The organism is Bacillus cytotoxicus NVH 391-98, from assembly GCF_000017425.1.
GTDB classification, from domain to species: domain Bacteria; phylum Bacillota; class Bacilli; order Bacillales; family Bacillaceae_G; genus Bacillus_A; species Bacillus_A cytotoxicus.
The window spans coordinates 3,256,232-3,281,710 of record NC_009674.1 but is presented as its reverse complement, the minus strand read 5'-3'; the positions used below and the strand labels follow the sequence as shown (position 1 = coordinate 3,281,710).

At 35.5% G+C, this 25,479-nt stretch carries 19 protein-coding genes, 2 tRNA genes and 2 pseudogenes; 19 read left to right on the top strand and 4 right to left on the bottom strand.

Annotated features, from left to right (window positions below; all coding sequences use genetic code 11):
- Positions 1 to 91 precede the first annotated feature (91 nt).
- Positions 92 to 541: an acyl-CoA thioesterase gene (locus tag BCER98_RS16220; protein ID WP_012095674.1), complete on the top strand. Its 450-nt coding sequence runs from the start codon at positions 92 to 94 to the stop codon at positions 539 to 541.
- Between the two features lie 20 nt (positions 542 to 561).
- Here the strand turns inward: BCER98_RS16220 and BCER98_RS16215 are convergent, their stop codons facing one another.
- On the bottom strand, positions 562 to 1,341 hold the full coding sequence (locus BCER98_RS16215; protein WP_012095673.1) for a M15 family metallopeptidase: 780 nt from the start codon (positions 1,339 to 1,341) through the stop codon (positions 562 to 564).
- Positions 1,342 to 1,604: 263 nt separating this feature from the next.
- Here BCER98_RS16215 and motA point away from each other — a divergent pair, with 263 nt between their 5' ends.
- The 5 genes from motA (at position 1,605) to BCER98_RS16190 (ending at position 6,158) form a co-directional block, all read left to right on the top strand.
- Positions 1,605 to 2,399, top strand: coding sequence for a flagellar motor stator protein MotA (motA, locus tag BCER98_RS16210; RefSeq protein ID WP_012095672.1), 795 nt, complete (start codon positions 1,605 to 1,607; stop codon positions 2,397 to 2,399).
- On the top strand, positions 2,389 to 3,186 hold the full coding sequence (motB, locus tag BCER98_RS16205) for a flagellar motor protein MotB (RefSeq protein WP_012095671.1): 798 nt from the start codon (positions 2,389 to 2,391) through the stop codon (positions 3,184 to 3,186). The genes motA and motB overlap by 11 nt, the downstream gene beginning before the upstream one ends.
- Before the next feature lie 310 nt (positions 3,187 to 3,496).
- Positions 3,497 to 4,381 carry an ABC transporter ATP-binding protein gene (locus BCER98_RS16200; RefSeq protein WP_012095670.1) on the top strand — a complete coding sequence of 295 codons (885 nt, stop codon included), beginning with the start codon at positions 3,497 to 3,499 and terminating at the stop codon, positions 4,379 to 4,381.
- A 2-nt stretch (positions 4,382 to 4,383) separates the two neighbouring features.
- Complete coding sequence (locus BCER98_RS16195) at positions 4,384 to 5,610, top strand: ABC transporter permease (protein ID WP_012095669.1); 1,227 nt, start codon at positions 4,384 to 4,386, stop codon at positions 5,608 to 5,610.
- 116 nt (positions 5,611 to 5,726) lie between these two features.
- The gene (locus BCER98_RS16190; protein ID WP_012095668.1) at positions 5,727 to 6,158 is read left to right on the top strand and encodes an Rrf2 family transcriptional regulator; all 432 of its coding nucleotides are present in this window, start codon (positions 5,727 to 5,729) and stop codon (positions 6,156 to 6,158) included.
- A 14-nt stretch (positions 6,159 to 6,172) separates the two neighbouring features.
- Here BCER98_RS16190 and BCER98_RS23225 read toward each other — a convergent pair.
- Both BCER98_RS23225 and BCER98_RS16185 read right to left on the bottom strand, forming a co-directional pair.
- A pseudogene (locus BCER98_RS23225) lies at positions 6,173 to 6,418 on the bottom strand (hypothetical protein); the annotation flags it as partial.
- Positions 6,391 to 6,576, bottom strand: a complete 186-nt coding sequence (locus tag BCER98_RS16185) for a PspC domain-containing protein (RefSeq protein ID WP_012095667.1) — start codon at positions 6,574 to 6,576, stop codon at positions 6,391 to 6,393. The pseudogene BCER98_RS23225 and the gene BCER98_RS16185, both read right to left, overlap by 28 nt.
- 440 nt (positions 6,577 to 7,016) lie before the next feature.
- Here BCER98_RS16185 and gerE point away from each other — a divergent pair, with 440 nt between their 5' ends.
- The 8 genes from gerE (at position 7,017) to BCER98_RS16145 (ending at position 11,696) form a co-directional block, all read left to right on the top strand.
- Positions 7,017 to 7,241 carry a spore germination transcription factor GerE gene (gerE, locus tag BCER98_RS16180; RefSeq protein ID WP_012095666.1) on the top strand — a complete coding sequence of 75 codons (225 nt, stop codon included), beginning with the start codon at positions 7,017 to 7,019 and terminating at the stop codon, positions 7,239 to 7,241.
- A 200-nt stretch (positions 7,242 to 7,441) separates the two neighbouring features.
- Positions 7,442 to 8,248 (top strand): glutamate racemase, encoded by an 807-nt coding sequence (gene racE / locus BCER98_RS16175; RefSeq protein WP_219339312.1) that lies wholly within the window; start codon positions 7,442 to 7,444, stop codon positions 8,246 to 8,248.
- Between the two features lie 146 nt (positions 8,249 to 8,394).
- Complete coding sequence (locus BCER98_RS16170; protein WP_012095664.1) at positions 8,395 to 9,441, top strand: GerMN domain-containing protein; 1,047 nt, start codon at positions 8,395 to 8,397, stop codon at positions 9,439 to 9,441.
- 132 nt (positions 9,442 to 9,573) lie between these two features.
- Complete coding sequence (gene rph / locus BCER98_RS16165) at positions 9,574 to 10,311, top strand: ribonuclease PH (RefSeq protein ID WP_012095663.1); 738 nt, start codon at positions 9,574 to 9,576, stop codon at positions 10,309 to 10,311.
- Between the two features lie 10 nt (positions 10,312 to 10,321).
- Positions 10,322 to 10,930 (top strand): XTP/dITP diphosphatase, encoded by a 609-nt coding sequence (locus BCER98_RS16160; protein ID WP_012095662.1) that lies wholly within the window; start codon positions 10,322 to 10,324, stop codon positions 10,928 to 10,930.
- A 13-nt stretch (positions 10,931 to 10,943) separates the two neighbouring features.
- Complete coding sequence (locus BCER98_RS16155) at positions 10,944 to 11,450, top strand: metallophosphoesterase family protein (RefSeq protein ID WP_012095661.1); 507 nt, start codon at positions 10,944 to 10,946, stop codon at positions 11,448 to 11,450.
- 97 nt (positions 11,451 to 11,547) lie between these two features.
- Positions 11,548 to 11,621 (top strand) — tRNA-Gly (locus BCER98_RS16150).
- A gap of 1 nt (position 11,622) precedes the next feature.
- Positions 11,623 to 11,696: transfer RNA gene (locus BCER98_RS16145), tRNA-Arg, on the top strand.
- Between the two features lie 48 nt (positions 11,697 to 11,744).
- Here the strand turns inward: BCER98_RS16145 and BCER98_RS16140 are convergent.
- Positions 11,745 to 12,348: pseudogene (locus BCER98_RS16140) on the bottom strand (PH domain-containing protein).
- Positions 12,349 to 12,693: 345 nt separating this feature from the next.
- On the opposite strand from BCER98_RS16140, the gene BCER98_RS16135 reads away from it, so the two are divergent.
- From BCER98_RS16135 to BCER98_RS16115, 5 genes are all read left to right on the top strand, one after another.
- Positions 12,694 to 13,341 carry a TetR/AcrR family transcriptional regulator gene (locus tag BCER98_RS16135; RefSeq protein WP_012095660.1) on the top strand — a complete coding sequence of 216 codons (648 nt, stop codon included), beginning with the start codon at positions 12,694 to 12,696 and terminating at the stop codon, positions 13,339 to 13,341.
- Positions 13,342 to 13,350: 9 nt separating this feature from the next.
- The gene (locus BCER98_RS20465; protein ID WP_012095659.1) at positions 13,351 to 14,523 is read left to right on the top strand and encodes an Acg family FMN-binding oxidoreductase; all 1,173 of its coding nucleotides are present in this window, start codon (positions 13,351 to 13,353) and stop codon (positions 14,521 to 14,523) included.
- A 77-nt stretch (positions 14,524 to 14,600) separates the two neighbouring features.
- On the top strand, positions 14,601 to 17,717 hold the full coding sequence (locus BCER98_RS16125; protein WP_041810054.1) for an MMPL family transporter: 3,117 nt from the start codon (positions 14,601 to 14,603) through the stop codon (positions 17,715 to 17,717).
- A gap of 399 nt (positions 17,718 to 18,116) precedes the next feature.
- The gene (locus BCER98_RS16120; protein WP_012095655.1) at positions 18,117 to 24,212 is read left to right on the top strand and encodes a non-ribosomal peptide synthetase; all 6,096 of its coding nucleotides are present in this window, start codon (positions 18,117 to 18,119) and stop codon (positions 24,210 to 24,212) included.
- A 66-nt stretch (positions 24,213 to 24,278) separates the two neighbouring features.
- On the top strand, positions 24,279 to 25,445 hold the full coding sequence (locus tag BCER98_RS16115; protein ID WP_012095653.1) for an MFS transporter: 1,167 nt from the start codon (positions 24,279 to 24,281) through the stop codon (positions 25,443 to 25,445).
- Positions 25,446 to 25,479: the final 34 nt, after the last annotated feature.

The following is a 25,479-nucleotide window of genomic DNA, read 5'->3' as shown; positions in this document are numbered from 1 at the left end:
TGCCTCTTCGATTTGAAGAGGCAATATTTATATAGATGCTTTTTTGAACTGACTTTAAAATTTTCTGTTTATTCAAAAAGGAGAGTTGATTATGAAGCAAATTTCGTATATCGAAGATTTTGAGAAATGGGAATGTGGTTTTTCATTTTATATTCCTGTGAAAGTTCGTTTTGGTGAAACCGATATGTTTGGCCATATGAATAACAGTGTAGCGTTTACGTATTTTGAAGAAGCTCGGATTGAATTTTTTAAAGAGCTTGGTTTTATGCAAGAGTGGACGCATAAGTCATCTGAAACAATGATTGTAGTTGCGGATCTTCAGTGTAATTTTTTGAAGCAAATTTTCTTTGATGAACACTTAAAAGTATATGTAAAAGCTGGAGCAGTGGGAAATTCATCATTGGACTTACACTATATGGTGAAAAATGAGTCTGGAGAAATTTGTTTAGTGGGCCGTGGAGCAATGGTACAAGTGTCTAAGAAAACAGGAAAAGGAGAATCATGGTTTAAGGAATGGAAGCAAAAATTATTGCAAAAATAAAGAGAGCGATTTCGCTCTCTTTATTTTTTATCATCCATTGCTTCTTCTAATGTTAAGTGGTGTTTATATAAGTATGTAGCATACGGATTCCCAACATAGCGTAGATGCCATGGCTCATATGCGTATCCGGTTATATCTGTTTTATCTTCTAAGTATCGAATGACAAAGCCGAATTTATGAGCGTGTGCTGCAACCCATTTCCCTTCTTTTGTATCTCCGAAAATAGGTTCTAATTGGTATTTTGCTGATTTAGAACTAATATCCATTGCAAGCCCAGTCTGATGTTCGCTTGTTCCAGGAATTGCGCTAACAGCTTCAGCTTCAGCCTTTCCTTGGCGTTTAATATATGTGTTATGTAAAGATTGTTGCCGTTTATAAGAGCGATATCCTGAAACAGCTATTAGTTCTAATCCATCTTCTTTTGCAGCTTGGAACATGTTCTCAAGGGCGATGGCAGCATTTTTACGAAGTAATGTTTTTTCTTTATCTTTAGGAGAGGTAAAGGGAACATTTGGTTTTATTAAATCTTTCGGTATATGGCCATCTGGTAATTTGCGATGTTTATTCACTAAGACAAGTGGTGAATCTGGGTTTGTAACGAGAGAAAAAGTATCATCTATTTTTTGAGCTGTATGAGCTGCTTTTGGAAAGGAAGGAATTTCTTCATTTGAATGTTTCACATGCTTTTGATCATCGACTGCTTTCACTTCATTTCGCATGAATGAGTGAGAGCTGAAATAAGCGAAGGATGTGATGCCGATTATAGCGGTAGCGGTAGAAATAAAAACTATTTTTTTCATAAAGATGCTTATTCTCAGTCCTTTCTTCTTAAACTTATATTGTTTTTATTATAAATCTAGTTTGTAGAAAAAGAAATATAAGAGTCGTAACGTAATAGAATTGCAAAGAAAATGTCAGAAAATGTTTGAATATGTAGTTTTTTTTAGAATAATATTTCTAAAATCTTTCGTGAAATTGATTTTTTATGTAATATATATACATAAGAAGATGTAACGATTATTGAGAGTGGATAACTTCTTGGATAAGCTAGGAGTGAAAGGGAATGGATTTTGCAACAATTATTGGAATTATATTAGGTTTGGTTGCAGTAATAGTAGGGATGTTCTTTAAGGGAGCTGAGGTAGCAGCTTTATTAAACCCTGCTGCAGCACTTATTATTTTTGTTGGAACAATAGCAGCGGTATGTATTGCATTTCCAATGAATCAATTGAAAGGAGTTCCGAAGTTATTTAAAGTTCTTTTTGGTTCAAATAAAAAGGATTTAAGCTATGAACAATTGTTAGAGTCATTTGTTCAATGGACATCCGAAAGTCGGAAGTACGGTATTTTATCTTTAGAACAACAATTAGATGGCATTCAAGATGAATTTCTATTACGTGGTATGAAATTTGTTATTGATGGTGTGTCGGCTGAAGATTTAGAGCGAATTTTAGAAGCTGAATTGGAGGCAATGGAGGAACGTCATGCAAAAGGTGCGGCTATATTTTCGCAAGCTGGTACATATGCACCGACGCTTGGGGTTTTAGGAGCTGTAATTGGCCTTGTAGCTGCTCTAGGTAATTTAACCGATATTGAGAAGCTAGGGCATGCGATTTCAGGGGCATTTATCGCAACCATTTTTGGTATTTTTTCAGGGTATGTATTATGGCATCCATTTGCCAATAAGTTAAAGCAAAAATCTGCAGCAGAATTAGAAAAGAAACGATTAATTATCGATTGTTTATTAATGTTACAAGAAGGTACATATCCATTTATTATGAAAAATCGTATTTTAGGCGCACTTTCTGCTTCTGAGCGTAAAAAGCTAGAAAAAGGAGCGGAACAAAATGAGGAGTAAAAAGAGTAGAAAAGGGAAAAAGAAAAAACATGAGGAACATATTGATGAAACATGGCTTATTCCATATTCTGATATGTTAACGTTGTTATTTGCCCTTTTTATTGTTTTATTTGCTATGAGTAGCATTGATGCAGCGAAATTTAAACAGATGGCTCTTTCTTTCCGAAGTGAACTAGCAGGGGGAACTGGGAATAAAGAGTTTTTAAGTGACCAGAAACCAAAAAAGAAAGAAGAGTTATCAACAGACAGTTTGGAAGCTGAAAATATAAAAAAACAAGCAACAGAAAAAGCTGAAGCAGAAGTAAAACAGCGAGAAATGAACGAATTAAAAGCTGTACAAAAAAGTATTGATCAATATATTGAGGAAAGACAATTATCATCTTCTTTTAAAACAAAGCTAACGGAACAAGGCTTGATGATAACGATATTAGAGAATGTATTATTTGATTCGGGCAAAGCGGATGTGAAACCAGAATCGCTAAATATTGCGAACGAGATGTCTCATTTGTTACTTTCAGCTGCTCCACGTGAAATTACGGTATCAGGTCATACAGATAATGTACCGATAACCAATTCTCAATTTTCGTCAAACTGGGAATTAAGTACACAGCGAGCTGTAAATTTCATGCAAGTGTTGCTTCAAAATAAACAGTTAGACCCAGCGAAATTTAGTGCCACTGGATATGGGGAATATCGTCCGGCTACTTCAAACGATACATCGGAAGGGAAAGCAAAGAATCGACGTGTAGAAGTGTTTATCTTACCTTTACAAGGAACGATAAAGTAGGAGAATGTCTTCAGTTTAAAATATGGTAGATAAAAGAAAAGGATGGTGAAAGCCATCCTTTTCTTATTTTTCATCAAATGATTGTAAGCTGTTTCGACGAATTTTATCTTTCTCTGTATTGGTTTTTTTGAAGTTGCAAATAATTGATTTTATATTATATAGTAAAATACAATATTTATATAAAACGTTATATATTTGTGTGATTATAATTGATAATAGGTAGTTTTCGATTTGCAATTTTAAATGAATGATGGATAAATTAGGTATATGAGAATAAAATATCATGATAGAGAAGGGGAGGAGTTATCATTTGAGTTTACAAATACAAAAGTTAACAAAAATATTTGGCGAATCAAAAGCAGTTAATCAATTACATATTTCATTACCGAAGGGAGAAGTATTAGGATTACTTGGCCGAAACGGTGCAGGAAAAACAACGACGATCAAAATGCTTCTCGGTTTATTAACGCCGAATGAAGGATCCATTACATGGGATGGGAAAGCCATTTCTGAAAGTGGTGTAACGATTGGGTATCTTCCGGAAGAAAGAGGATTGTATACAAAAAGTAGAGTAGTGGATCAACTTCGCTATTTTGGTAGATTAGAAGGAATGACGAAAAAAGAAGTAGACCGCGCGATTGATCGCTGGTTAGAAAAACTCGCGATTCCAGAATATAAATATAAAATGGCAGGAGAGCTTTCAAAAGGAAATCAACAAAAAATACAATTAATTGCTGCACTTCTTCACGATCCAGAGCTTCTTATTTTAGATGAGCCATTTAGCGGGCTTGATCCAGTTAATGCTAGTATGCTCGCAAATATAATTGAAGAGCAAATACAAAAGGGAAAAACAATTATTTTATCAAGCCATCGTATGGAACAAGTGGAAGCGTTTTGTCAACACGTCTGTATTTTAAAGAAAGGGGAAGCGGTTGTAGAAGGGAAACTAAGCGACATAAAAAAAGAATACGGTTTTCGTAACTTAACAATTGAAGATGTGATAGAAAATGAACAGGCATTGCAAGCCTTACATATTTCGTACGAAAAACAACAAGGATTGCTATATGTGAAAGTCCATGATGATGCAGAAGCTTTAATGATTTTAAAAAAATTGCAGGAACAAGATATAAGCTTAAGACAATTTAAAATGTTAGAGCCGACGCTAAACGAAATATTTGTAGAAAGGGCGAAATAGTGATGCGTAAATTTTCTCATGTATTCTCATTTTATTTTAGGGAATCATTTCTTTCTAAAAAGACATTAATTACGAGCGGTATTTTATTTTTACTTATATTTGGTGTCTTTGCTTTTAATCACTTTGCATCTGGTGGAGATAAAAGTAAGGATAAAGATAAGATTGCAATTGTAGTAGAAACTTCTACTTATAAAGTACAAGAAGATGAATTGAATAAATTGTTACCAGATGCGAAGGTGAAATTGGGTACGAAAGAAGAGTATGATAAGTTACATAAGCAAGTTGAAGAAGGCGATTTAGATGGGTTGTTTCATATAACAGAAAAGAATGGAATCCCAGAAGTGAAATATATATATAGTGGATTTCCGAACGAAGCAGAATCTGCGGTTATAACAAAGTATTTCAAACAACAATATACACAAATAACGATTACTACGAATAATATTTCACCGGATGTAGCACAGAAATTACAGGTGGAAATTCCACTAAAAGAAGAAGCGATAAAAGATCGTGCGAGCATATTTGGTATCGGGTATTTCTTTACATTTATACTATACATGTTTATTCTCATGTATGGGAATGCGATTGGAACGAGTATTGCATCCGAAAAGGCTTCTCGCGTTATGGAAGTTATGATTCCGAAAGTAAAACCAATCATATTGATGTATGCAAAGGTTATAGCAACAATTGCAACGGCCTTATCCCAGCTATTAATTGCAGCTTGTGGATTTTTCATTCCATATGCAATTGGTTGGGTTGATTTTGACAATTCCGGGATGTTCGGACTGTTTCTAAATTTTGAGGCGTTAAATTCATTTGTCATTAGTATGTTCTTAATCTACTTTGTGACAGGATATTTATTGTATGCAATGCTATATGCAGCTATGGGAGCAGTTGTATCTAAAACGGAAGATTTGCAAACTGTTGCAACGCCAATTATATTTTTAGCAATGGGCGCACTTTTCATTAGTATTAAAGCATTAACAGATCCAAATAGTACACTTGTTGTAATTAGTTCTTATATCCCATTCTTTACGCCGATGGTTACATTCTCTCGTATTGTTGCTGGTGAGGCAGGGGCTATAGAGATTAGTACTACATTAGCGATTTTATTCCTAACGATTGTAATCATTAATTGGATTGCAAGTCGCATTTATGTCAATGGTGTTATGAACTACTCTGATAAAGTGAAATTTAAAGATTTAGCTAAGTTTATGAAGCGTCAATAAGGATAAAAGCATGATTTTCTAAGGAGAATCATGCTTTTTCTTTATGTATAAAGAAGAAATGGTATATAATAGTATGTATGTTTTTTGATAGAATGAACGTAAAGGAGGGTGTGCAGATGGGAATTAGTAGCCGTTTTACAGTAGGTGTTCATATGTTAACGTTACTTGCGATCGATCGAAACTCTCGCTGTACCTCTGAATGGATTGCTGGTAGTGTAAATACAAATCCAGTTGTGATTCGCCGAATTACAGGAATGTTGAAAAGAGCAGGTCTTGTTGATGTTCAAGCTGGAAAAGGTGGTACATCACTTGCTCGTGATTTAGATGAAATTACATTACTTGATGTATATAAAGCGGTGGAAGTAGTAGAAGAAGGTCATTTATTTTCCTTCCATGAAAATCCAAATGTCGAATGTCCAGTCGGAGCGAATATTCAATCGGTATTAGAAATTATTTTAATACAAGCACAAGAAGCAATGGAGCATGTACTTGCGAATGTAACAGTACAGCAGCTTGTGACAAGCTTACAATCGAAAATACAAAAATAAACAAGCGAGCCTTTCTACATAAGGCTCGCTTGTTTATTTATCATATTATTTTCAGTATTTAATACAAATCTCCCAACAATAACAGCAACGATACCACTAATAATTAGGGTAACAATAAACACTCATAATTGAGATACAGCCTCTCCACCAGCGAATAAAGCTGATGCAATATTATGAGCCGGGTTAACTGGCGTATCTGTTAAATGATAGGAATTAACACCGAATATCGGTGCTAATAAGAGCGTGGCATGAGTAATAAGCAGATAAGATAAGCTAAAAATCCTGTTCCAAAGCATAAGAACGCAATAACCCAGAGGATACGAATCATACTAGAGCTTATATCAAAATATTCACCTAAGCCCCCACATACACCGAATAGCATTTTATCAGTTTCAGACTTACGTAACTGTTTTGCCACTATACGCTCCTCTCCTTTCGTATGTGAATCACCTATTTTTATATATCGGTGATTCTATGTACTTTTATTGTATATAATATAGAGGGACAATTCAATTATATGAAATAAAAACGCGATATATATGTATCTCATACTAAATGAAGTAAAATTGTTTTCGTTTTCAGTTGATTATACGACTGGAAGGGATGTTACATTGACAGTTCCTATTTATAGGCATGTCATTCCAATCCCATTGTTAGATCAGAAAGATGTAAAAGTTGCATTGAGAACTGATAGTGTTACATGAAGAATATAAATTGCATACAAATGTGTATTCGCACACAAAATGTAGCCTATTTTCATTCACCACTCGTGCGCTTTGTTCATACAATATCTTGACTAAATAAAACACCCAACTTACACATGTACAGCTCTGGCTTAAGCAAGGAGGGTTATACCAGTTGAAGGATAAAGCGTATCAATCTAAACCGTTACTCACAAAGAGAGAGAGAGAAGTATTTGAATTATTAGTTCAAGATAAAACAACAAAAGAAATTGCAAGTGAACTATTTATTAGTGAAAAGACCGTACGCAACCATATATCAAATGCAATGCAAAAGCTAGGGGTTAAAGGACGCTCGCAAGCGGTTGTTGAGCTTCTTCGTATGGGAGAACTCGAGTTGTAATAGGTGAAGCCGATCTTTTTTAAAGGTCGGCTATTTTTTCTGTCTTGCAAATTGCGAAAAAAAGGAGCAAAATAAAAAAGGTCCTGGTCTATACAGGTACATATGAAAAATTGTGAACAGAGGTACTTTGTGAAATGAAATCGTAAAGTATATAGAATATATAAATAGAGAAACAGATGATGAATAAGAAATAGGTGATTATGTTGAATAGAGCGATTGGTGTCATTGATTCAGGAGTTGGTGGATTAACAGTAGCGAAGGAGTTAATTCGTCAGCTGCCGAAAGAGCGTATTATATATTTAGGAGACACAGCGAGATGTCCGTATGGCCCGCGCTCGCGTGAGGAAGTGCGTCAATTTACATGGGAAATGACGGAATATTTGCTAGCATTAAATATTAAAATGTTAGTGATTGCATGTAATACAGCTACAGCAGTTGTGCTGGAAGAAATGCAAAAACAATTACCAATTCCAGTTGTTGGTGTAATTCATCCGGGATCACGTACAGCTTTAAAAGTGACGAATACGTGCCATGTTGGGGTGATCGGCACGATTGGAACGGTAAAAAGCGGTGCGTATGAAGACGCATTAAAATCTATTAATAATCGGGTGATGGTAGAGAGTTTAGCTTGCCCGCCGTTTGTCGAACTTGTAGAAAGCGGGAATTTTGAAAGTGAAATGGCATATGAGGTTGTAAGAGAAACATTACAACCATTAAAGCATACTGAAATTGATACATTAATTTTAGGATGTACACATTATCCAATTTTAGGTCCGGTTATTAAGCGGGTAATGGGTGAGAAAGTACAGTTAATTAGTTCCGGAGACGAAACAGCGCGTGAAGTGAGTACCATTTTATATCATAGTAAGATGTTAAATGAGGGTGAAGAACAAAGTGACCACCTATTTTTAACGACAGGTAAAATAGATTTATTTAAAGAGATTGCATCTAAATGGTTTGGACAACCGATTGAGAATGTGAAACATATTGAGTTGGAAACAAAATAATAAATAGGTTCGTATAAAAACTCCTGATTTTGTTCAGGAGTTTTTATATTGGATCGATAATGATAAGAGAAGTTGTGATTGCGTGTTCTAAAAGATAACAGGCTTGTATACATATAGTACAAACTTAGATTTTAGGGGGAATTAGTATGCCAAAATCCACTTTCAAATGGCTTGCTTGTGTTACGGTAAGCACAGCATTGTTATCTGGGTGTGGTTTGCTAAATAAGGAGAACGAAATAGAACAGATTGATCCGCCAAAGAAAGTTTCCTACACAGACGGAGGAAAGAAAGAAGTAACAATGAAAGAAAAGCAAGGACAAACTATACAAAGAGAATTGTACCTTGTTGATAAAAATGGTTATGTCGTACCACAAACTTTAGCGTTGCCTATTCCAAAACAAAGTGAAGTTGTGAAACAAACGTTAGAATATCTTGTGAAGGATGGTCCAGTAGAAAATATATTACCAAATGGATTTCGAGCAGTTTTACCAGCAGACACAACTATGACAGTTGATTTGAAAAAAGATGGGACAGCGGTTATTGATTTTTCAAAGGAAATGCAAAACTATAAAAAAGAAGAAGAACGTCAAATCGTTGAATCCGTTGCATGGACGTTGACGCAATTTAAAGATATTAAACAGGTGAAGTTTCAAATGAACGGAGAGAAATTAACAAAGATGCCTGTTGGAGGAACCCCGCTTGGTGAGAGTGTGAGCCGTGCTGACGGTATTAATTTTGATGATGAACAAATAACAGATGTAACGAATACAAAGCCTGTGACACTTTATTTTATGGCGCAAAATAATAAAAGGCAGTACTATGTACCAGTAACGCGCCGCGTTGCGGAAGAGAAAGAAAATGAAGTGGAAACGATAATCAATGAACTTGTGAAAGGACCATCGCATTCTTCCTTGTTAAATGACTTTAATCCTGGGGTAAAACTCGTTAGTGAACCGAAAATACAAGATGGAAAGGTGACGTTAAACTTTAACGAAAATATATATGCAAATAAAGATAAAAATATGATTTCGAACTATGTGTTGCAGTCTCTCGTTTTATCTTTAACGGAAAAGCAAGGGGTAAAGAATGTATCTGTTGAAGTAAATGGGAAAGCCAATCTTATGAATGAAGAAGGAGAAAAATTAATAAAACCTGTTCAACGACCACAAAACGTGAATACTGGTAGTTTTTAATCATCAATAATTTGATATACTTATGTAAGAAAGGGGAATGTCTTTTTTGAATTCCCCTTCTTCTATTGTTATACATATCCTACATTTAAATTTGGCTATACTAACAAATAGTAGTTATGAGGGGGTTATTTTATGCGAGTAGATGGTAGAGAAGTAAGAGAATTACGCCATGTACATATTCATACAAATTATTTAAAACATCCAGAAGGTTCTGTGTTAATTGAAGTTGGAGATACGAAGGTGATTTGTTCGGCGACGGTTGAAGAACGAGTACCTCCATTTATGCGCGGTGAAGGAAAAGGCTGGGTAACAGCGGAATATGCGATGATTCCACGTGCAACGGAACAGCGTACCATTCGTGAGTCTAGTAAAGGGAAAGTAACAGGCCGTACAATGGAAATTCAACGTCTTATTGGACGCGCGCTGCGAGCGGTTGTTGATTTAGAAGTGCTTGGAGAAAGAACAGTGTGGATTGATTGTGATGTGATTCAAGCAGATGGTGGAACGCGAACAGCATCAATTACGGGCGCATATGTCGCAATGGTATTGGCATTTGAAAAGTTATTACAAGCAGAAAAAGTGACGAAAATTCCAGTGAAAGATTATTTAGCTGCGACATCAGTTGGAATTTTGGAAGAACAAGGCGTTGTTCTGGATTTGAATTACGCAGAAGATTCGAAAGCAGATGTTGATATGAATGTAATTATGACAGGAAAAGGACATTTTGTTGAAGTGCAAGGGACTGGCGAAGAAGCGACATTTAGCCGCGCTCAATTAAATGAATTACTTGATGCTGCAGAACATGGAATTTTACAGCTTATTGAGAAACAAAAAGAAGCATTAGGTGATATCGTATCTCATATTGAATAGGGGTGGAAGTATGAAACAGGTTGTAATTGCAACGAAAAATATGGGGAAAGTGCGCGAATTTGCTGAGCTATTTGAGAGATTTGATTTAGAAGTAAAATCTCTTCATGATTTCCCTCATATTGAAGAAGTAGAGGAAACTGGTGAAACGTTTGAAGAAAATGCAATTTTAAAAGCGGATAGTCTTTGTAAGCAATTAAACTCAATTGTCATTGCGGATGATTCCGGTTTAATTGTGGATGCTTTACATGGAAAGCCTGGCGTACGCTCTGCACGCTATGCAGGTGAACCAAAAGATGATCAAGCGAATATTGATAAAGTATTAAGCGAATTAGAAGGCGTTTCGCTTGAAAAGCGCACAGCACGTTTTTACTGTGCATTAGCGGTTGCTTTCCCTGAAGACGATAAAGAACCGGTCATTGTAAATGGAACGTGCGAAGGGAAAATTTTAGAACAGCGCCGTGGTCACAATGGCTTCGGATACGATCCCATTTTTTATGTAGAGGAATATAAAAAGGCGATGGCTGAGCTCAATTCAGATGAGAAAAACACCATTAGTCATCGCGGACGTGCACTTCGCAAGCTAGAAGAAAAAATCCCGGAATGGTTTTTAGAGGAGTAAGGGAGAGAGACTGATGAAGGCTTTAATTGTAAGTGATAGTCATGGTTCAGTAAAAGAATTACAGCAACTAAAAGAAATGTATGAAGGAAAAGTTGATGTGATGATTCATTGCGGTGACTCTGAATTAACTTCAGAGCATCAAGATATTCAAGGATTTCAAATTGTAAAAGGAAATTGCGATTTTCATAATGATTTTGAGAATGAGATTGTTATGGATGTGAAAGGCGTTCGCTTTTTAATTGTGCATGGTCATCGTCATAATGTGAAAATGACATTACAAACATTGGCCTACTATGCAGAAGAAGTAGCAGCTAACGTTATTTGCTTTGGACATTCGCACGTTTTAGGGGCAGAAATTTATAAGGATATGTTATTTATTAATCCGGGTAGCATTTTACTGCCGCGGACTCGTAAAGAAAAAACATTTGCGTTGCTGCAAATAAATGAACAAGAGATAGAAGTTCAGTTTAAAACTTTAGAAGGACAAGTTGTTGAACAAGTAACGTTTCAAAGAGGATAAAAAATTCTTATCCTCTTTGAAAAAAAGTATTGACTTTATCTTTACGTACAAATATAATAAACATTGTCGATAAGACGTCAGCAAAAAAATAAAATATGCGGGTGTAGTTTAGTGGTAAAACAAGAGCCTTCCAAGCTCTGGTCGAGAGTTCGATTCTCTTCACCCGCTCCATGTCCCAGTAGCTCAGCTGGATAGAGCAACGGCCTTCTAAGCCGTCGGTCGGGAGTTCGAATCTCTCCTGGGACGCTATAAAAAACCTTGTTATCATTGATAACAAGGTTTTTTGTTTGTAGATTAATTATTGATAAATTTTTCAAAGATAAAGCCATAGTCTTTTATGTTGTATTGTTTTTTTTGTATCGACAAGCCAATTGAATGCAATTTGATTTATTTTTTTTAAATTGTTCTGCTAAATTTAATTGTGCGTTTGTAATACGACTAAACGTATGAGAAGCCATATTTAAACCGTTATGAGCGTATTGTAAGGTAACGTCATTTTGAGAAATGTTTTATATGAACATTTTAATTAATAAATATGTTTTTTATGAACATCAATGGAGTAATATTCATCCCCCATATGAAATTTAATTTCTACATCTAAATCGATTGTACCAGCAGTTTCAAGCATTACGTTTTTAATTGGATATTTGCTGTAACTAAATCGTTTTAACGTACGCTTTTTACTTGTAGCATTCGTCCTATCTAAATGAATTCATCCTTTGTTTGTAAAGCAATATTCATCTGATTTTGATTTGATAAGAAAATAAGTTTTTTCTCCATCCTCATGCATCACATAATCATCAGCATCGACTTTATCATAATCTTTCGGTTTGATTACAGAACCTACATCACTTAAGCCGAGAATGGTCAAGAAAAGAATGTCGATTTTGTAACTCATGTAGAGAACTACCATGAAGGGTTGTGTCCCCAAAAAATAGGTTTCACTGATGTTTTGGATAGCCTAAAGAAATTTGTTCAAGTTTTCTACTCTACCATAAATGCAAAAGTTTTCCTAACACATATTTCAATAAATCTAAAATAATAAAGTTATTTTAAAAGGATAAATATTTTGTATATATTTTACGATCTAAATGTAATTAGAATACAATTTAAATGCTTAAAAGTTAAAAATATGCAATTATTATGGAAAATACTTGAAAAATAATTTGTATTTTTGTATGATTTTGGTAAATAAACTAATAGTGTACTTTAAATAACTTAAAGTTTTACGTAAGGAGGATACATGGGAATTATAGAAAGAAAAGAGAGGGAAAAAAAGATTCGTAGGGAGGATATTCTGAAAGCGGCAGAGGCGGTTTTTTTTGCCAAAGGCTATGAAGGTGCAACGATGGATGAAATTGCAAACGTAGCGGAGTACAGTAAAAGAACTCTATATTCGTATTTTCAAAGTAAGGAGCAATTGCTTCATGGAATCATTTATAGAGCGTATCAAGCTTTAAATAGAATTGTTAGTGATACTTTAGATGAACGGGAAGATTTAAATGGAATTATGAAGCTTAAGTTATTAGGAAAGGCATATGTGCGTTTTATCCAACTTCATCCGAAGTACTTTGAGATGATTGTGTTGTATAACGGAGCGATGAGTGAGTTACCTGCGGATGATGAATTTAAAGTTATGAGCGATTTAGAGGGTGAAAAAACATTTCATTATTTAGTAAATCTTCTTCAAGAAGGTATCAAGGATTCCAGTGTTCGAGCGGATATTGATGTGACGAAAACAGCGTTTGTTCTCTATGCGAATATTATTGGGATGTCCAATTTAGCCTTAAGTAAGGAAAGTTATCTGCTTGAACATGGGGTCGAAGCGAAGGAGTTTATTGCGGAGATGTTTTATTTTCTTGAACAATCCATTGCAAATCATAACGATTGAGGTGATGAAATGGAGGCGATAAAGTTGGTTAGCAGACGGAATTTTTTAAAGGGATCTGCTGTCGTAGGAGGGCTTTTAGCAGCTGGTGGGTTTTGGAGAGCAATTGATGCAGGGGTTTTTAATTCGGGGGAAGGCCTCGCTTATTCAGCTTGGAATACAAGTGCTCAAGGGATGGAAGAAATTGTGCGTGCGGCAACGTTAGCTGCAAATTCACATAATACACAGCCATGGTGCTTTGATATTGGAGATACATATATTCATATTTTTGCGGATAAAGCTAGAAATATCGGTACAGCCGATCCATTTTTGAGAGAAATGCATGCTAGTTTAGGATGTTCTCTTGAAAATTTAGTTATCGCTGCCGCAGCCAAAGGGTATTCTTCTGAAATTGAATATTTCCCTGATTCCTCACAGAAAAATCATATAGCAAAGGTCAATCTTTCAGAAGGAAAAACTGTTCGTTCAGAACTATATGATGCCATTCCGAAAAGGCATATGAATCGGGCTCCGTATGACACGGAGCGAACTGTATCGAAACATATGCTACAATCTTTACACAAATTAAACGAGGAAAAAGAAGAAGTGAAACTATTTTTATTTGATTCGTCGTCAGATAAGAAAATGATTAGTGAAGCGATGTTTGAGGCTACAGAAGCTTTTATTGCAGATCAAGATCAAGTAAATGATGATGCGAAGTGGATGAGACAAACTTGGGATGCGATTGAAGCACATAAAGATGGTATCACTTTAGATGCACAAGGATTATCTCCATTTATGAGGGTAGTTGCCAAAATGTTGCCTCCTCTTTCAGTAGAACAGAATAATGCATTTTGGTTAAAAACAGTGAAGGAGAAACAGCTTCCTACAGCAGCAGCTTTTGGCTTTATTGCAGTGCGCGATTTGAACAATTATGAGCAAGTAATTAAAGCGGGACAATTATGGCAAAGAATCCACCTTTTTGGTACGGCAAAAGGTCTTGCGTTGCAAGTATTAAATCAATTGTCAGAGCGCCGTGATAGGGAAATTTCTTTAGGGATAGAAACTAAAATCGGTAAGAAATTAAATGGGATTATAAATGACCCAAATTGGCAAAGTGTGATTCAATTTCGTTTAGGTTATCCGACGTTACAAGGATTACCGAGTCCGCGTCGTCCTGTTTCAGAAGTTGTCATCTCACGGTAATCATGCTTTTACACGACCCATTTCAAATATGAATCGAGGTAGTAGTGAATAAACAATTTTTGAATGGAGGGAAGAGTGTGCAAGCGATTATAAAAGGGAAATGGTTCATCCTAATCGGATGGATCATTGCGCTCGCGGTGTTACTTTCTACTGCTCCTAATATGATGGATCTTGTACGAGAAAAAGGACAGTTCAAACTTCCAGATGGTTCTTTATCGAAGACAGCAGCAGATTTGTCTTTGCAAAAAAGTAAAGATGAAAACCATCAAATTGCACTCGTTTTTTATAAGAATAAGAAAATAACGGGTGAAGATGAAGATAGTATGCGGAAGGCTGTTGCGAACATAGAAAAGAAAAAAGAAGAGTTGGGGATCTCTAAAATATTACATTATTTTGATAATAGTAAGCTGAAAAGTGAAATGCTATCCAAGGATGAGAAGACTGTATTAGTGTCCCTTTCGTTTCGGGATAAGGGGTTATCTGTGGATGCTGTGAAAAAGGGATTAGATAAAGCTTTACAGGGGGTGAAGGTGAAGTATTATTATACAGGAGCTTGGGTCATCACTGACGACGTATTGAAGAGTTCTGAAGAAGGGTTAAAGAAGACAGAAGGGATTACGGTTATATTTATTCTTGTTGTTTTAATCCTTGTCTTTCGTTCAATCGTTGCCCCATTTATTCCGCTTATTACCGTTGGTTTAAGCTATTTAGGATCGCAATCGATTGTTGCATTTTTAATTGACTGGATTGACTTTCCTTTATCGACATTTACGCAAATCTTTTTAGTTGTCGTTTTATTCGGAATTGGAACGGATTATTGTATTTTACTGTTAAGTCGTTATAAAGAGGAACTTACAACTTCAGATCATGTAGCAGATGCTATTGTAAAGACATATAAAACAGCTGGAAAGACCGTTTTATATAGTGGTATAGCGGTTATGATTGGTTTTGCAACAATCGGTTTTTCTCAATTTAAGTTATATCAATCTGCTCTTGCTGTCGCAGTTGGGGTAGCTATTTTATTAATCGCTTTGTTTACCATTGTGCCGTTCTTTATGGCGGTATTAAATCAAAAATTATTTTGGCCACAGAAAGGCTCTCTAGAACATAAGGAAAGTAAAATGTGGGAATTTTTTGGCAGAGTGTCCTTAAAGCGTCCATTTTTAACGATTGTATTTTTAAGTGTTTGTATCGCGCCATTTCTTTTTTTCTACGATGGAAAGTTATCATTTAATGATATGGATGAAATTGGTGAAAAGTACGATTCCGTAAAAGGATTTCAAGTAATCTCTGATAGCTTTAGCCCAGGGAAAGTGCTTTCCTCGACAATTGTACTAAAAAATGATGAACCGATGGATAATGAAAAGTATCTTCCGTTGTTTGAAAAGGTAAGTCGAGAAGTGAGTAAAGTGAGTGGGGTAGATTATTTGCGTAGTGCGACTCGACCGGTCGGGGAAGAAATTTCAGAATTATATGTGAAAAATCAAGTGAAGATAGTAGATGAAGGACTCCAAAAAGGAAATGAAGGTATTCAAAAAGTTGCTGGTGGATTGAAGGATGCGAGTACATCTATTTTGAATTCGAAACCGAAAGTGGAAGAGGCAGCAAGCGGGGTTACAGACCTTATTAATGGAACAGAGAAATTAAAAGGTGGTATCGGTGAATTAAGTACCAATTTAAATCTGTTGGAACAGGGAATGACAAAAGGAGTAAAAGGAACCGGTGATGTAAAGAATGGGGTTGTTGAAATAAAGAAAAATGTAGAGAAGTTATTGGAAGGAAGCCAACTGTTGCATGAAAATTATAAACGAGTTGAGGAGGGCTTATCGATTCTCGCTAGTAAGTATGAAGAGGTAGGAGCGCAGTTTGGTAAATTTTCAGGAACGTTACAAGGTGCGGATCAAAAATTTGCTGAGGTTGAAAGTAGATATTCACAACTATCTCAAGATCAACAGTTCCAAATCGCAAGAAAGATGATTCAAGAATCGAATAAAGGTGTTGGGCAACTGACAGCAGGCATGCAAGTTTTAAATAAGGAACTTAATAAAGCAACAGCAGGAGTGAAAGAGGCAAATGCGGCATTAGGAAAAGTAAAGGAAGGACAACAGCAACTTACGAATGGACTCGAAAAGGTTATTTCTAGTTTAGGTGAGCTTGAACGTGGGATGAATCAAGTGACAGATGGCCAGAAAAAAATAATACAACAATTACCACAATTTAGTACAGGGCTTGAAAAATTAAAAGATGGTCAGAAACAGATCCAATCTGGTTTCTCGAGTTTCTCTGGGCAATTACAAGATTTATCCTCTGGTTTAAAAGAGGGGGTAAATGGATTAAATCAAGTTTCTGGCGGGATACAAAATGCAGGGGAATATTTTACGGCACTTTCACAAGCACCAGATAACCAGATGGCAGGATGGTTTATACCGAATGAAGTGTTAAAGAGTAACGATTTTCAAGAAGTATTTGAAACATATATGTCATCCGATAAAAAAACTGTAACGTTCGATGTCATATTTAAATACAATCCATACTCATTAGATGCGATGAATCAAATTGTAGAAATCGAATCAGCTGTTAAGAGAGCTGTAAAAGACTCCCCCCTTGAGAATGCGAAATTAGGAATTGGTGGCGTATCGAGTTCGCAAGCTGATCTTAGAAATATATCAAATGAAGATTATAATCGAACAGTCTTGCTTATGTTAGCGGGAGTTGGATTTATTCTTCTAATCTTACTTCGTTCGATTATTATGCCATTATATCTCATTTTATCACTTGTGATTACGTATTATACGTCTATGGCCGTTTCGGAAGTTGTGTTTGTTCATCTTCTAGGTTATAGCGGAATTAACTGGGTTGTTCCATTTTTTTCATTTGTTATATTAGTTGCATTAGGAGTGGATTATAGCATCTTCCTTATGTCTCGTTTTAATGAACATCGAGATATGAAACCTGAAGAGGCAATTGTACTTGCGATGAAAAAGATGGGAACCGTAATTGTTTCAGCAGCGATTATTTTAGGTGGAACATTTGCAGCGATGATTCCATCAGGTGTACTATCTTTATTACAGATTGCAACGATTGTTTTAACTGGCTTAATGTTATATGCATTATTGTTTTTGCCGTTATTTGTTCCTGTTATGGTGAAAGTATTTGGAGAGGCGAACTGGTGGCCGTTTAAGAATGATAAATAGTATGTACTATGTGTACGCATAGTAAGACTCCCTTCGTCTTAAGATTGTAAAGAGTTCATAAATTTTAAGACGAAGGAGATATTACTCGTATAAATCGGGATTGGTAAGGGAGAGGCGAAATGATAAGTACAAGCATTGTTCATATAATTTTGTGAATATATCGATAATTTTATATAACGTTATAAATATATAAAACGATAAAAGGTGTCATTTGTGAAGAATAAAGAAATTTCACGTTTTGTTTAGAAAAATCCATAGATTTTCTAAGGCTTTGAAAGGAGGAGATAGAAGAAAAATGCACGTTGTTTTGCTTTGATATAAATATTATATTTGCTACATTTGTTTCAACTCGTATAGATATGAAAAGATTCATAAATAGAAGAACTGGAGGAGTTTTATATGACTGTATATCGATTGAGTGAGAAAGATAAAATGTCGGTTTATAAATTAATAGCAAATGTAACAGGGCATCGTGTAGAAGATTTAGATACCGATATGTATCTTGAAAGCGATTTAGGATTAGATTCTATTAAAATGATTACATTAATGAATGAGCTAATTAAGTTGATTCCACAAGAACAAGTAGAGGATTTTATGTCTAAAAATCCAATTCAAGTGCTAATGTCGTTACAAACCATTCATGACATTATAGATATTATGGTGAAGTGGAAAGCAGAACAGCATGCAACGAATGGTTTGTCCAGCAGTATAAGTTCTGTAATAGAAATAAATGATAGCGATGATAAACATAAAAAAATAGATGAACCGAACATATATGATGAGCAAACGATTGCTTCTATTTTCTCGGTTATATCGAATGTAACAGGACACAATGTTGCTGACCTAAATGTGGGTTTATATCTTGAAAGTGATTTAGGAATAGATTCTATTAAAATGATTACGTTAATGAATGAATTGATGAAATTGATTCCACAAGGACAACTACAAGATTTCACAGAGAAACATCCGGTACAATTCCTTATGAATTTACAAACAATTGGCGATATCGCATGTATTTTTACCAAATGGAAAGGTGAGTTATCAACTTCTGTTCCTTTGAATCATAATTCTGGGTATACTAACTCGGAAAAGGTGGACACACTTGAAATGATACATGCGCAATACCCATTTTTAATATCTTACTTTGCTGTCTCAACGATTACCATTTCTTCAGGGGTAAAGGTCAAAGGAAGCTTGGATACAAATCTTTTAAAGCAAGCTTGGCAGGAATTAGTAGGGCGTCATCCAATATTGCAATCTGTATTTCAGGTACAACAAGGTGCAGAAAGTTTTAAAGAGTACTGTTTAAATATTGTGAAAGAAATCGAACTTCCTGAAATCCCAGTATTAGACCTCAGACATCTTGCTGTTGACATGCAAAAGAAAGCAATCAAACATCATTTTGAAACCTCACTAAATAAAAAGATTAATATTTTTCAATGGCCATTACATTTCGTTGAAGTGATTCGAACAAGAGATGAAGAATATGAAATAGTCCTCTCAATCAATCATACAATCTCAGATGGAATAGGAAACCAACAAATAATAAGAGAACTATTAGAATTATATAGCGCTAAAGTGCATCACACGCCTAGTGGCTTAACAGAATCTATTTCGGCATCTGAATACAATCGTATCGTATCGCAAATGAATGAGTGGGTAGATGAAATAGAGCAAAAACGTCTTGAACAATTTTTGAACCATCAAGGGAGAGAGCAATACTTTTTCAATCCGTATCAAGTTGGTAAAGAAGCAATGACAAAACCGTTTGCTGGAGTAACAACGAAAACGCAAAAATTTTGGTTAGATGAAGAGTTAACAACTTCTTTAATGACTTGTGCAAAATTGCTAGAAACATCGCTGTTTACCTTATTGCTGAGCGCGTATATAAAAACGGTTAAGCAATATGACGTGGAAAATAAGAATTTGATTTTGAATATACCTACAAGTGGAAAAGTATACCCGAACGTTGATGCGACGGGAGTACTAGGAGCATTTGCACAAAATTTAGCATTGACATTTGATTATACACATACAGATTGGAAAACATTTGTCAACAAAATAGATACAGAAATGAAACGAAACGTTACATCGGGAATTGATCGAGCACAAACGCATAAAGCTGCCAAAGAAGCGAAGGAATATATTCAATTGCAGGACGGAAAGTTATCTGATACAGTGGCTCAGTTTGTTCGTTCAACGTTGAAATCAAATCTTTACTTTTCTTTTATAGGAAATACGAATCTCAAGAAAAACTATGGCGGTTTGGAAGTATATGATTATGAGGCTTATACATGTACAAATTACAGGGCAATTGATAATGTAATGGAATTATTCCATGGGAAAATTATGATTACTTCTAATTACGACGGTGATTTTTTTAATGAATCATTTATAAGAGAATATATAGATGCTTTTATTTATAACATAAAGGATCTTGTTGCATATGCGCAATCCATTCATCAAAATATACGGCAACCGATCATTATAAATGAAGATGCTGAGGTGAAGGGGGCAGTTTGTAACATTGTCGAAGAAGTATGTGCAAGACCTATTTTGTTAGGAGATATGGATAAAGATTTAGATGTGGTGTTTGGAATGGATTCTTTACAACGAATTCGTGTCATCACTCGGATAGAGAAAGAATTTGGAAATTGTGATCAAGAAAAGATATTTGGATGCAGAACGATACGTGAAATGGTTTCAATCATTAGTGAAAAAAAGGGGCGTCAGCTTGTAGAAAGTGTAGAAGTTCCATATTTTCATATTATGGAACAATGTAAACAAACACCACAAGCTATTGCTATTGAGTATGGTGACGAGAAAGTTACGTATTCTGAGCTTGATCATCTATCGAACCGTTTGGCCCATTGTTTAAGAGAGAAAGGAGTCAAGCGGGGAGACTTAATTGGAATCATGACGAATCCTGGTCCATATATGTTAATTGGAATGTTAGGGATTTTAAAATCTGGTGCTGCATATGTACCGCTTGATCCATCTTATCCGTTAAATCGCATCCATTATATTTTAAACCATGCAAAGGTCGAGATCTTGTTAAGTGAGCAAGCTTTCAAAACACAAATCTCTCAATTGCTACAGAAACAGACGTTGATGGATATAGTTGTTTATATAGATCCTTGGGAAACAGATGTACAAATGTCTTTACAACAAATAGAGAAAGAAACATGGATGAGTTATTCTCATCAAGAAATTGAGCGTATCAATCATCCGGATGATATAATGACAGTTTTATATACTTCGGGATCTACAGGTCATCCGAAAGGGGTCGTATTACAACATCGTGGCTACATGAATCGGTTAAATTGGCATCAAGATATATTTAAGTTGAAGTTAGGGGAAAGAGTTGCGCAAAAAACATCATGCTGCTTTGATGTTTCGATTTGGGAATTATTTTGGCCGCTTATGTTTGGTGGGACAGTTTGCCCTGTTCATAAAGATGTTGTAAGAAATCCATGGCGTTTGGCAAGATGGATTATAGAAACGCGAATTAGTGTTATGCATTTTGTACCATCATTATTTGGAGAATTTATCCATTCTATTGAAGATAAAGCATATCATTTCCCTAATTTACGCTGGCTCATTTTCAGCGGTGAAGCATTACCAGCTTCCGTTATTAAAAAATGGCTGCAAACATACGGGGAAAGTACAGGCTTAGCGAATCTATATGGGCCAACGGAAGCGTCAATAGATGTGACATACCATATTATTGAGGGCAATCAGATTTTGGACGGTAGTGAAAATAGTATTTTAATTGGAAAGCCTTTAAATAATGTACACGTCAAAATATTAGATGAGGATATGAGAGAAGTTCCAAAAGGCATAATTGGTGAACTTTGGATTGGTGGGATACAATTGGCAAAAGGATATTTAAATAACCCATCAAAAACAAAAGAAGCATTTAAAATGAATTTGTTTTCGGAAATTCCTGGTGATTATTTATATCGTACTGGAGACCTAGTGAAAATGCGACCTGATGGGAATTTAGAATATCATGGGCGCATTGATAACCAAGTGAAAGTTAGAGGGTTTCGAGTAGAGTTAGGAGAGATAGAAGCGGTAATCCACAGTCATTCGAGTGTAAAAGAAGTTGGAGTGGTGACGCTGGATAGTCCAGAGGAACATAAACAACTCATTGCTTGTGTGGTGGGAAATTGTTTAGAGGAGCAAGAGTTAAAACGATTTATCGGTCAAAAACTCCCTTATTATATGATTCCTCATCGTATAGAATTTTTATCAAGCTTGCCTAAAAATCATAATGGGAAACTCGACCGAAAAGTGATGTTAAGTATCTTACAAACAAAGAAAAAGGAGATGCGACAAGATGTAAGTTCTGTTGTGACGGAAACAGCAATTGTTACTAAAGATGACGTTATACCGTTAAGTCCCGCACAACAGTGGTTGATGAACTATTTTGAACATCCGTATCGCTGGACGGGGTATACGAGGTTTTTATATAAACAAGATATTGATATTACTACTTTTAACAAAGCACTCAATATATTGGTAAACCGTCACGATGCTTTACGAAGCGTCGTGACGAAAGAGAATGGTGGATGGGTTCAACGTATACTTCCGCAAGGTATATCGATAAGTGCAGAAACATATGACGGAACACAAATGGATGAGAATGAACGAGAGCGATCTCTCAAAAATTTGATTGATGAAGTCATTCAAACATTTGAGATCGGAGAATGGCCGTTATTACGAGTCATTATTATGAAAGTGTCTAAATCTATATACGATATAACGGTAGTTGGCCATCATTTAATTTCTGATGTGATTACGAATCAATTGTTGTTTAAAGAAATGTGGCAAATTTATGGGCAACTTTTATCAAGTAATGAAGAAGTGAAACTGCCTACTGTAAAGTCATACAAAGAATTTGTTTTATTAGTAGAAGAGAAAAAGAAAGAGAACCTTGTAGAGTATGTGGAGTATTGGAAAGGACAATTCCCAATGCATGAACATTCCTTTTATATTCCGGCAGATTTGAATTTAGGGACAAACGATGAACAATCGACTTGTATGGAAAGTTTTTTGATAGAGAAATCAGCGACAGCTATCTTATTAGGAAAAGCAAAAGATTATTTTAAAAGTAACGTTTATTCTATGTTGCTTGCACCATTATATAAAATGCTTAGCAGTTTGTATAATCAATCAAAAGTTGTTGTAAGTCACCGGACACATGGTAGAAACGTTGAAAACCAACAAATATTTTTTGATACACCTGGTAATTTTGCTATCAATTATCCGCTAAGTATAACTATTAATAAAGAGGATACTTGGTTAGAAGTTGTCCACAATATAAAAAATAATATGAATGAAGTTCCAATGGGAGGAATTAGTTATGACCTCGTTGCGCCTTATTTACCTTCCTATATGTATCCGGATACGAAATTGACACCAATCCGAGCAAACTATTTAGGAAACCGGGATATGCCAGATTTTAAAGTGTTCGAATTTTCTAAAGAGAATATGGATCGTCGCTTTTCAATGCCGGGGCAAAAAAGAATATCTATGATTGAATTTTTCTTTTCTATTGTGGAAGGAAAATTACAAGTTTGTATTGAATATTCGAAAAATTTGTATCATTCTTCTACGATTCGAAAACTTGGTGAAGAATATATGAAACAGCTAGATATGATGCTAGCAACGATAGATACGGGAACGAAGGTAAACCAAACACCTATGGTTATGAGTAATTCTTCTGGGGAAATAAGGTTATTAGCAGATAAAGTGGCGATTGTTACAGGTGGTGGAAGAGGAATTGGGCGAGCTATTGCTATTTCAATGGCTCAGGAAGGTGCAAGTGTTGCAATTGTATCTCGAACGGAGCATCAGCTTGATGAAACAGCATGTGAAATTCGGAAGCTGGGTATAGAACCGCTTGTTATCCCGGGAGATATTGGTGAATGGAATGATGTTCAACATATTGTAAAGACGGTTAGTAAGCAATTTGGAAAAATAGATATTGTTGTAAATAATGCTGGTATTACAAAAGTAGGAAGTGTAACAGATGTTACATCTGAAGAGTGGAAAGAAATTATTCGGGTCAATGTTTTTGGAACGTACCATATGTGCAGAGCAACTATCCCATATTTAATAGAACAAAAATGCGGGAAAATCATTAATATAGGATCTGATTCCTCCTTTATTGGTTATCCGTTTATGAGTGCATATGCAGCTTCGAAACATGGTGTCCTAGGATTAACGAAATCGTTAGCGGAAGAAATGAAGCCATATAATATTCAGGTGAATGCGGTTTGTCCATCTTTAGTGAATACAGATATGGCACCGAAAGCATTTAAAAATAAAGCGATACCGCCTGAACAGGTTGCTGAAACAGTAAAGTTCTTAGCATCTGCACAATCAGATTGTATTACGGGAGAATCCATTCGAGTTTATGGGAAACAAGATATGTATTGGTTTGGATCGGAACAAATTCCAATGCTTAAAGCGATATTGAATAAATAATCTCAAAGTTTATGAGTATACGGTGTGAGAGAGGAACTTATTTGAAATAAAAGGGGAATACTCAAAATGAGAGAGAAATATAGTAGGTTTTTCGATGAGAAAAAATGGTTGATTTATGGGATAGCTTTGTTTATAGGTGTAGCCATGGGGATGATTTCTCCCCTTGCTACTACACATATGGTACACCATCATATAGGGAATATAGGGGTTGGAGCAGTGTCCTCTTCTTTTTTTCTATTCATTGCTCTTGGTTCGCTTTATTTAGACCGTAAGATGCGAGGGAAAGACATTCACTTTACGATAGTGATAGGGTTATTATGTGCCAGTGTAGGATCAGTTTTATTTCCTTTTGTAACAAGTGTGTTTCTATGGTTTCTATTGATGTCCATTATGGGGATGGGGATTAGCTTCAATCTAGTTGGTATACAAACAGGTTTGCAAAAAGTAACAAAAGAAGATATTCGTGCAGCGGTTAGTGGATTGTATACATTCTCTTTTGCTATGGGATTGGTTGTTAGCTCAGTTTTTGGGCCGATTATGTATCAATATAAAGCATGGTTGCCGTTTCTAATTGGTAGCATGTCCTTAGGGATGGGAGCGTTGCTCATCTATAGCAAGCTGAAGGGTTTCTTTTTACTAGCAGCTTATCCAGAAGAAAAGGTGATGTCAAGAATTAAATTACCGTTATTGGGAGCGTTTACTTATGGTTTTTCTGAAACGACATTGATTACTTTATATCCAATGTTTTTGTTATCCCAAAGCTTTAACCTCTCTGAAATAGGATATGCATTAGGTGTTTTTGTAGTTGGAGGTATTATTGGTGCAATTCCAATCACATATGTCGCAGACAAAATAGGAAGGGGAAAATGTTTGGCGATTTGTCTGTTTATTGCAATTTTTGTTGTGTTAGGAATTCTTGTTTACGATGATTTAGTGAGTAAATTAATATTTTCATTTCTTGCAGGGTTTGCGATAGGGCCTTTATATCCATTAACGTGGGCTTTATCTATTCAACGTTTGAATGAACGGGAGTTGCCATCGGGGACAGCTCTATTTAATATCACATATGGTTTAGGTTCTACAATTGGACCGTTTCTTTCAGCGGTTATTATGAGAGTGCTTGGGAACGAGCATATATTTAGTTTATGTTTATTGCTTTTTATAGTGCTTCTTATTTGGGTGGTTACGATGAAGAAAGATACAAACAGTCATATATTTATGAAAGATTTTTGAGTTCTATATAAATAAAAATGGTTGATCAGAAGGA

Excerpts from the sequence above, each read along its gene's own strand:
- BCER98_RS16220 (WP_012095674.1), top strand. The coding sequence starts at position 92 with ATGAAGCAAATTTCGTATATCGAAGATTTTGAGAAATGGGAATGTGGT.
- BCER98_RS16215 (WP_012095673.1), bottom strand. The coding sequence starts at position 1,341 with ATGAAAAAAATAGTTTTTATTTCTACCGCTACCGCTATAATCGGCATC.
- motA (WP_012095672.1), top strand. The coding sequence starts at position 1,605 with ATGGATTTTGCAACAATTATTGGAATTATATTAGGTTTGGTTGCAGTA.
- motB (WP_012095671.1), top strand. The coding sequence starts at position 2,389 with ATGAGGAGTAAAAAGAGTAGAAAAGGGAAAAAGAAAAAACATGAGGAA.
- BCER98_RS16195 (WP_012095669.1), top strand. The coding sequence starts at position 4,384 with ATGCGTAAATTTTCTCATGTATTCTCATTTTATTTTAGGGAATCATTT.
- BCER98_RS16190 (WP_012095668.1), top strand. The coding sequence starts at position 5,727 with ATGGGAATTAGTAGCCGTTTTACAGTAGGTGTTCATATGTTAACGTTA.
- racE (WP_219339312.1), top strand. The coding sequence starts at position 7,442 with ATGTTGAATAGAGCGATTGGTGTCATTGATTCAGGAGTTGGTGGATTA.
- BCER98_RS16170 (WP_012095664.1), top strand. The coding sequence starts at position 8,395 with ATGCCAAAATCCACTTTCAAATGGCTTGCTTGTGTTACGGTAAGCACA.
- rph (WP_012095663.1), top strand. The coding sequence starts at position 9,574 with ATGCGAGTAGATGGTAGAGAAGTAAGAGAATTACGCCATGTACATATT.
- BCER98_RS16160 (WP_012095662.1), top strand. The coding sequence starts at position 10,322 with ATGAAACAGGTTGTAATTGCAACGAAAAATATGGGGAAAGTGCGCGAA.
- BCER98_RS16155 (WP_012095661.1), top strand. The coding sequence starts at position 10,944 with ATGAAGGCTTTAATTGTAAGTGATAGTCATGGTTCAGTAAAAGAATTA.
- BCER98_RS16135 (WP_012095660.1), top strand. The coding sequence starts at position 12,694 with ATGGGAATTATAGAAAGAAAAGAGAGGGAAAAAAAGATTCGTAGGGAG.
- BCER98_RS20465 (WP_012095659.1), top strand. The coding sequence starts at position 13,351 with ATGGAGGCGATAAAGTTGGTTAGCAGACGGAATTTTTTAAAGGGATCT.
- BCER98_RS16120 (WP_012095655.1), top strand. The coding sequence starts at position 18,117 with ATGACTGTATATCGATTGAGTGAGAAAGATAAAATGTCGGTTTATAAA.
- BCER98_RS16115 (WP_012095653.1), top strand. The coding sequence starts at position 24,279 with ATGAGAGAGAAATATAGTAGGTTTTTCGATGAGAAAAAATGGTTGATT.